The organism is Acinetobacter lactucae (assembly GCF_013344765.1).
Classification (GTDB): Bacteria; Pseudomonadota; Gammaproteobacteria; order Pseudomonadales; family Moraxellaceae; genus Acinetobacter; species Acinetobacter lactucae_A.
On the sequence record NZ_JABVBF010000195.1, the window covers coordinates 1 to 5,987 of the forward strand.

Sequence of the window (5,987 nt, forward strand, 5' to 3'; positions counted from 1 at the left end):
CAATTTAAATTATTCACCAATCTTAATTAAAAGAGGCCCATCACATGATGAGCCTTTTGAACTTAAATATGGATGAATTTTAAATCGATAGACTTTGTTTTTCTTCTTGAAATAGCTCGATTAATGGTTGTGTTAACAACTCATAACGCCAGCCTAATAGATAATCAGGTAGATCTTGCTCATCCCCTCGATAAAGAACATGTTGATGAATGGCATTTAACCATTTTTTTCTTAGTAACACTTCTTTAGGAATAGAAGTCTCATTTATTGCATGAGCAAGCACCATATCCATTTTATGTAAAGTCTCTTTAGAATTGACCTTAAATGGTTTTGCGATCTTTGATGGCCATTTGCTTTCGACTGGTAAATCTTTAAGTAATTCTAAAATAGTTTTACCATATTCACGAACCACATTTGGACGAATATCTTTCACTTGCGAAAGTTGAAAGCTATTACGTGGATTCTTTTCAACCATATCAATCATTGTTGAGTTTCTAAGAATGAAACTGCGTGGCTGATTTGTTGCTTTTACAATGTATTCACGCCATTCACTTAAGTTTTGTAGTTGCATTAATTGACGACGTGAATGACGATAATTACCAACATCGGTATATAGTAATTCTGTCGGGGTTTCACTAATAATTTCTTTGGTTAGGCTGCTACAGTCTTCAAGAACATAGTCATAAAGCCCTTTCTGCTTAAGCTGTTCTTGAATATGACTCGCTAACTTCATTAGATATAAAACATCGTTGGCAGCATAACAAAGTTGTTGAGGCGATAGAGGTCTAGCTAACCAATCAGATCTCGTTTGATCTTTCTCGATATCAATATCGAGACAAAGTTTTAAAGCACCTTGGTAGCTGACTTGTAAACCGTGACCTAAGAAAGAAAGGCCCACCTGAGTATCAAAGACCTTAAGCAAGTCTTCTTGTTCTGCATAATGGTAGATTAAATCGATGTCTTCTCCACATGCATGAAAAATATTTTGCTGTGCAAGAAATATCTTTTTCCAAAACTGACTTAGATCTAGTGAAACACCATCCAACAGATAGACATTACCATTTACATTGACTTGACAAACTCCAAGTTTAGGCCAGAGTGTGTCAACCTTAATAAATTCTGTATCAAGTCCATATATTGAACATTGATCCATTTTTTGAAGAACATCAACCAATTCGGTTTGCTGTTGGATAAACTGAAACATGCTTTCTCAAGTAATGCAAAGAGTGCTTTAAACTCTGGTATATATAACATAGAAGCAGAAAAATGCCACTTAAACCTTTATGAATACTCTATTTTTGAACAATTTCTCGCAAATAGATAATTTTTTGATCTTTTATGTGTATTTTTAAATTTATCTCTCAATACCCTTCTATAGAATTGATATGATTCTTTTCATGTTTATATTCATATTCTATTTAAACTTTCTACTATTATAAAAAACAAAATAATATTTATCTTTAATAGTTGAATTCAATTCACAAGTTTTTCAATTAAATTGATATTGTATTAATGAAATAAGCATCGCAATGCTTATTTCATTCTCATGCGGTTATGCACTGCCTGACTTAAGGTATGGCTATCTACGTACTCGAGTTCACCACCCTGAGGTACACCTTGAGCGATACGTGTCATGTGTATTGGTAAATGCTTAGTCGCCTCTACCAAATAATGAGCCGTTGCCTGTCCTTCAACAGTCGCATTCGTTGCCAAAATCACTTCTTCAATCGTGCCTTGGCTTAAACGCTGTATCAGATAAGGAATACCAATTTCTTCAGGTCCAATACCATCTAATGGAGAAAGATGACCACCTAAAACATGATATTTGCCACGAAAGCTACCACTTTGCTCGATCGCCATCACATCTGCTGGTGATTCAACTACACACAATAATTGATCATCTCTGTCAGTTGAGGCACAAATATCACAAATTTCATGTTCAGTCAGAGAGTGGCAGACACTACATTCATGTATATAACTTGAAGCTTCATGTAAGGCGTGAGCTAATGCAAATGCACCTTCTCTATTTTTCATCAAAAGATGTAAAGCCATACGTTGAGCCGACTTCGGACCAACGCTAGGCAATATACGTAAAGCTTGAACAAGTTGTTCAAATCTATCACTAAACACTGAATATCCTTAGAACATACCCGCCAAGCCAGGTGGTAAGCCCATACCAGAATTTGCTTTTTGCATTTTTTCTTCAGAAATCACTTCTGCTTGACGCACAGCATCATTAACCGCAGCAGCAATTAAATCTTCAATCATGTCTGGCTCATCTTGAAGTAATTCTGGATTAATTTCGATACGTTTTACGATGTAACGGCCAGTCATTGTGACTTTAACCAAACCACCGCCAGCTTCTGCTTGAACTTCAGTTTGAGCAAGCTCTTCTTTAGCCTTTTTTATATTTGTTTCCATATCTTTTTGCATGCGCTGCGCTTGCTGCATGAGCATATTGATATTCATAACCTTACTCCGTATCTCTATCAAATCTTTAAAGTATTATTCATTATCTGCCAATACTTTATAAAAACTTAATCTCGTTGAGCTAGCTGTATTGATTAAAATCTATGCAAGCTAGTACATTGAACTCAAATTAATCCGTAATTCTGACACAATAAAGTAATGTTTTCTATCAGTATCTCTAGCTCTATTTTAGGTACGACAGGCATGCCTAAATTAAAATTAGCTGTCATTTCTTTAGGATCTAATTGCTTTAGATCATTATTGTGAGGCCTGTAAACTTGTATTGACTGTTTTATATTCGCTTAAGGGCACTTTTTTGAAAGAAGTATTGGCTTTTTCTATTGAAAGATCAGCATCTTGAACAGATTTGTTTGCATCATTAATTAATAATACAGTTTCACTCATCTGTGTTGGTTCATCTTTTTGGGCAAATACTTTGTAGCCAACCAGTCCAATTGCCCCTATCGCAACTAAAATGATTATAAGTTTAAGCATGATTAAAAACTCTCTTTGTTATTTTTATTAAATTTAGAACTTTTATACGTTGAAATTTTAAACTGATTTATAACAAAACGTAGACTTTTTATTTCTATTGTTGCTTATAAGTAACACAAAAAAAGCCACATTAAATGAATGTGGCTTTTTCTAGAACTACCATAATTTAATTAGATGAGGTCTAACCCACGTGAGATATCACCAATAATGTCGTTAATATCTTCTAGACCCACAGAAACACGAATTAAACCTTCTTGAATACCTGCGGCTTCTTTTGCTTCAACAGAAAGTTTGCCATGAGTTGTCGTTGCTGGGTGGGTAATAGTCGATTTCACATCACCCAAGTTACCGGTGATTGAAATAAACCTTGTATTATCAATAACTTTCCAAGCACTTTCACGCTCGCCTTTAACAACAAAAGATACAATCCCGCCGAAACCCTTTTGCTGTTTAGCAGCAAGTTCACGTCCTTCATGAGTTGGTAAACCAGCATAGTAGACCTTCTCTACTTTTTCATGATTAGATAACCATTCTGCAAGAATTTGAGCACCCTCACAGTGTGCTTTCATACGCAAACGTAAAGTTTCTAGACCTTTTAAGAACACCCATGCATTAAATGGGCTCATTGATGGTCCGAGTGTACGAACAACACTAAAAACTTCTTCTAATAATTGATGATTACCGACAACAGCACCACCCAGTGCGCGCCCTTGCCCATCTAAATATTTAGTTGCCGAGTAAATTACAAGGTCTGCCCCAAATTTTAAGGGTTGTTGTAAAACAGGCGTGCAGAAACTGTTATCAACAGCAAGTAGTGCACCATTCGCATGGGCAATATCTGCAAGCGCTTGAATATCTGCGATCTCAGCTAGAGGGTTAGATGGTGACTCAACAAATAATAGTTTAGTCTCAGGACGTACCGCATTTTTCCATGCGTCTAAATCACGGAGATCAACAAATGTAATGTCTACACCAAACTTGGCAATATATTTTTCAAATAAGGCAACAATCGAACCAAAAACTGCTCTTGAACAAATGACATGATCACCTGCTTTTAGATAAGCCATAGCAACTGACAAAATCGCGCCCATTCCAGAGCTTGTCGCAACAGCACGTTCAGCACCATCTAAAGCTGCTAAACGTTTTTCGAACATCGATACAGTCGGATTGGTAAAACGAGAATAGATATTTCCTTGAACTTGACCAGAAAATTTTGCTGCAGCTTCTTCTGCATTTTCATATACAAAAGATGATGTCAAAAAAATCGGTTCGCCATGCTCACCTTCAAAACTACGAGTATGTCCGGTACGAATGGCTAAAGTATCAAGTTGGTATTCTAAATCATCAGACTGGTTCATTAAATGTTCGCCTTTACTGGTCATGTACTAAAAAACTATCATCATTTTGAGTGTCTAGGGTATTTAAGGTCAAGGTAAACCTTAAAATTATCGCTTAGACTTTATTCAATCTTTAGTAAATAGTTGGTAACGCAAGATGAAACGCTTAAAGTCCCTTGTCTCTGAACAAAGTCAAATCAAGCACCTTTCTACCCGACTATTCCATTCAAAAACATTAGTACTATCACAAAGCACTCCTTATGAAGTTATTGGTGAATTCAATCAAACCCGTATCCGCTATTACGAAGCTACTCAAAAACAATTCAAAGAGCCTTTAGTATTTGTTGCCCCACTAGCTATTAATATGGCGATATATGATTTGTATCCATATCGCTCTCTTATTAAATATTTTCAAAATGCAGGTTTTGACGTATATCTTGTCGATTGGGGCCGTTTAAATTTTAAAGATAGACATCTTAATTTTTTAACATTTATTGAAGATTTTATTCCTAAAGCAATACAACTTGTGAGAACACATTCAGGAAGTGAACAAATCTCGCTTCATGGCTGGAGTATGGCTGGCATATTCGTCACTTTATATACGGCTTTAAATCAACCCAATTATGTTAAAAACCTTATCGTGCTAGGTAGTCCAATTGATAGTTATGCTTCTGGCTATATTGGAAAACTCTACCGAACCATAAATAACGTGATTGGTCGCAATAAAAAAATTCAGGACCGTATTTATTCTGGATTGCCAAAACGTCTAATTCATAGCCCGGGAATTTTAAATTCTCTAGGTTTCAAAATTCTTGATCCTAAAGGTTGGTTTGATGGACATGTGCAATTGCTAAAAAATCTTGATGATCTACAATTTGTACAAGAGCATGCTACTCTAAGTGACTTTTTAAATAATATGATTGATTATCCGGGTGGGATTAATCAGGACATGTTGTTTAATGTCTGGCTACAAAATCCACTAAAACACGGCTTTATCCAGTTAAAAGATAAGAAAATCGAATTAAAAAATATAGATTGCTCTCTTTTAGTTGGCGCGGGTCGCGGTGATCAGTTAGTGACTGCTGATGCGGCATCTCCATTAAGTCAATTGACAAGCAGCCAAGATGTCACATTTATGCTCATTCCTGGTGGCCATTTAGGCCTAATGTCGAGTCAAGCGAGTGCTCTGGAGTTTTGGCCACAATTAGCGAAATGGCTGACTGAACGCTCAACACAATTATAAAGTCCTAAATTTTCCTAACTCTAAATAACTTTAATAAAAAAAAGCCTATTTCATTTTAGAAATAGGCTATCAAAACAAAAACTATCAAACGCAGCAATTAATGGTCATATAATAAAATCTATAATATGTAAAATCAATACATCTTTCAGTTGAATTATAAATTAAAATAGAAACTAGAATTAATTTTAGCTTTTCATATTTTATTCAATAAAAGAAAGCCCATTTCCGTCTAAAATAAAAATGAGCCTAGTGAATTCCACTTAATCCTAAAATACAAAATTTGATAATTATCACGTTTCGCTTTTTTGATGATGTCATTGATATTTGGCTTTTTCATTGACCAAATTTCAGATCAAGACTGTCTATTTAGCAAATAAAAAGCCATAAGCTTAATTTTTTAGTTCACTACAAACTGAGCACAAGCATTCTTTCTAACTGATTAC

6 protein-coding genes are annotated in these 5,987 nt (G+C 35.2%); 1 reads left to right on the forward strand and 5 read right to left on the reverse strand.

Going from position 1 to position 5,987, the window contains the following annotated elements; translation table 11 throughout:
• Positions 1 to 79: 79 nt before the first annotated feature.
• The 5 genes from HUN22_RS15080 to HUN22_RS15100 form a co-directional block, all read right to left on the reverse strand.
• Positions 80 to 1,204 carry a ribonuclease D gene (locus tag HUN22_RS15080; protein ID WP_174730969.1) on the reverse strand — a complete coding sequence of 375 codons (1,125 nt, stop codon included), beginning with the start codon at positions 1,202 to 1,204 and terminating at the stop codon, positions 80 to 82.
• A 329-nt stretch (positions 1,205 to 1,533) separates the two neighbouring features.
• Positions 1,534 to 2,130 carry a recombination mediator RecR gene (gene recR, locus HUN22_RS15085; RefSeq protein WP_016145172.1) on the reverse strand — a complete coding sequence of 199 codons (597 nt, stop codon included), beginning with the start codon at positions 2,128 to 2,130 and terminating at the stop codon, positions 1,534 to 1,536.
• Between the two features lie 9 nt (positions 2,131 to 2,139).
• Positions 2,140 to 2,469: a YbaB/EbfC family nucleoid-associated protein gene (locus tag HUN22_RS15090; RefSeq protein ID WP_016141121.1), complete on the reverse strand. Its 330-nt coding sequence runs from the start codon at positions 2,467 to 2,469 to the stop codon at positions 2,140 to 2,142.
• A 258-nt stretch (positions 2,470 to 2,727) separates the two neighbouring features.
• Positions 2,728 to 2,964 (reverse strand): hypothetical protein, encoded by a 237-nt coding sequence (locus HUN22_RS15095; RefSeq protein WP_174730972.1) that lies wholly within the window; start codon positions 2,962 to 2,964, stop codon positions 2,728 to 2,730.
• 170 nt (positions 2,965 to 3,134) lie between these two features.
• Positions 3,135 to 4,322 (reverse strand): O-succinylhomoserine sulfhydrylase, encoded by a 1,188-nt coding sequence (locus tag HUN22_RS15100; protein ID WP_174730975.1) that lies wholly within the window; start codon positions 4,320 to 4,322, stop codon positions 3,135 to 3,137.
• A 136-nt stretch (positions 4,323 to 4,458) separates the two neighbouring features.
• Here HUN22_RS15100 and HUN22_RS15105 point away from each other — a divergent pair, with 136 nt between their 5' ends.
• Complete coding sequence (locus HUN22_RS15105; protein WP_174730979.1) at positions 4,459 to 5,544, forward strand: alpha/beta fold hydrolase; 1,086 nt, start codon at positions 4,459 to 4,461, stop codon at positions 5,542 to 5,544.
• Positions 5,545 to 5,987 lie beyond the last annotated feature (443 nt).

Excerpts from the sequence above, each read along its gene's own strand:
- HUN22_RS15080 (WP_174730969.1), bottom strand. The coding sequence starts at position 1,204 with ATGTTTCAGTTTATCCAACAGCAAACCGAATTGGTTGATGTTCTTCAA.
- HUN22_RS15090 (WP_016141121.1), bottom strand. The coding sequence starts at position 2,469 with ATGAATATCAATATGCTCATGCAGCAAGCGCAGCGCATGCAAAAAGAT.
- HUN22_RS15095 (WP_174730972.1), bottom strand. The coding sequence starts at position 2,964 with ATGCTTAAACTTATAATCATTTTAGTTGCGATAGGGGCAATTGGACTG.
- HUN22_RS15100 (WP_174730975.1), bottom strand. The coding sequence starts at position 4,322 with ATGAACCAGTCTGATGATTTAGAATACCAACTTGATACTTTAGCCATT.
- HUN22_RS15105 (WP_174730979.1), top strand. The coding sequence starts at position 4,459 with ATGAAACGCTTAAAGTCCCTTGTCTCTGAACAAAGTCAAATCAAGCAC.